The following is a 1,667-nucleotide window of genomic DNA, read 5'->3' as shown; positions in this document are numbered from 1 at the left end:
GAGAGTGAACCAATGATGAAGCCTCGTAAGGAAGAGAGATGTTGTCGAAAGCAAGTAGCTACGTTTGTATTTGCGACTAAAGTGTACCGGACAACCTGATTACCGGGTACACGGCAACCGGGGTAAAATTGGCAAGACTTCTACACAGGCTCTATTAAGGAACAAGAGAAATCTGTTTCGCTTTGTAAAATCGAGAGAGGAAACAAACAGCATGGATGTGGCTGAGAAACAGGTGGCAGACCCAATCATAGTAGTGAAGAAGTGTTTGTAATGGGCATGGAGCGAAGGTTTGGGCATGTTCAGTGTTCAGAACAATTTACAACCCACAGGGAATGATTGATTATTTTGAGACAAAATCACAACCGATCACAAGGCTGATGGTCTGGCAGGCGTACAAAGAAGTAAGAGCCAACAAAGGGAGCTATGGTGTAGATGGTATGGATTGGGGATATTTGGAGACAAATGTAAAAACCGAGCTGTACAAGCTATGGAACAGGCTTGCCTCAGGCAGTTACTTCCCAAAGCCCGTCAAACAGGTTGCCATACCGAAGAAAGATGGCGGGGAAAGGCTCTTGGGCATCCCCACCATTCTGGACCGAGTGGCTCAGCAAGTAGTGAAGTACCATTTAGAAAAAGTATTGGAGCCTATCTTCCATGCAGATTCTTATGGCTATCGTCCGCATCGAAATGCACACCAAGCGGTAGAAAAGTCAAATTCAAGAGCATATAACCATGATTTTGCAATAGACTTGGACATCAAGGGATTTTTCGATAACATAGACCATGAACTGCTACAGAAAGCATTGGTGCATTACTGCAAAGAGAAATGGGTACTGATGTATGTAAAACGTTGGCTAGATGCAGGGTTGGTAGCCAAAGACGGGCAACAACAGCCAACCATAAAGGGCACACCTCAGGGAGGAGTAATGAGCCCTTTATTGGCAAATCTGTATCTACACGTAGTCTTTGACAAATGGATGGAACAAAACCATCCGGAAAAACCCTTTGAACGCTATGCAGATGACATCATAGTTCATTGCAAAACAGAAAAGCAAACTTTGTTTATGCTCAAAGCAATCAAGCAGAGGATGCAGATGTGTAAGTTAGAACTACATCCATCGAAGACTAAAATAGTGAATCTACGAGGGATTTCGGTAGAGAAATACCCTAAGGGATATGACTTTTTAGGCTTTAGCATACATCCATCGGGAGTAAGGACAAAATTGGGCGTGAGAGCCATGCCAGGCACATTTGTAAGTAACAAATCAAAGAAAAGTATCTTATCGAAGATGAGGGGATGGAATATCCATAAATGGCGAAAATCCATAGAAGAAATAGCCAAAGAACTGAATCCAAGAATAAGAGGAATAATAAACTACTATCAGCGGTTTGAGAACAAAAGTATGCGACGGATATGGCATCAGCTAAATATACGACTACTAAAGTGGATAAAATGGGAGAAAGATCTGTACAAGTATGCAGCCCTAAGACGGCTGAAGCAGAAGTATAAGGAAAAGCCCCAATTGTTTGCCCATTGGGCATTGGTACATCCTTAAAGATGGATTATCTTTACGTGATTTAAGAACATGAAGAGCCGTATGAAGGGAGACTTTCACGTACGGTTCTGTGAGAACGCAAAGGTGAAATTCCTTTGCGTGACTCGATTA

1 protein-coding gene is annotated in these 1,667 nt (G+C 42.6%); it reads left to right on the top strand.

The genetic code is table 11. The annotated features are described in order from the left end of the window. Positions 1 to 332 precede the first annotated feature (332 nt). On the top strand, positions 333 to 1,556 hold the full coding sequence (ltrA, locus tag ACVWYG_RS19195; protein ID WP_457272672.1) for a group II intron reverse transcriptase/maturase: 1,224 nt from the start codon (positions 333 to 335) through the stop codon (positions 1,554 to 1,556). Positions 1,557 to 1,667 lie beyond the last annotated feature (111 nt).

The organism is Pedobacter sp. UYEF25 (assembly GCF_054061655.1).
This window is presented reverse-complemented; position numbering and strand designations above follow the sequence as displayed.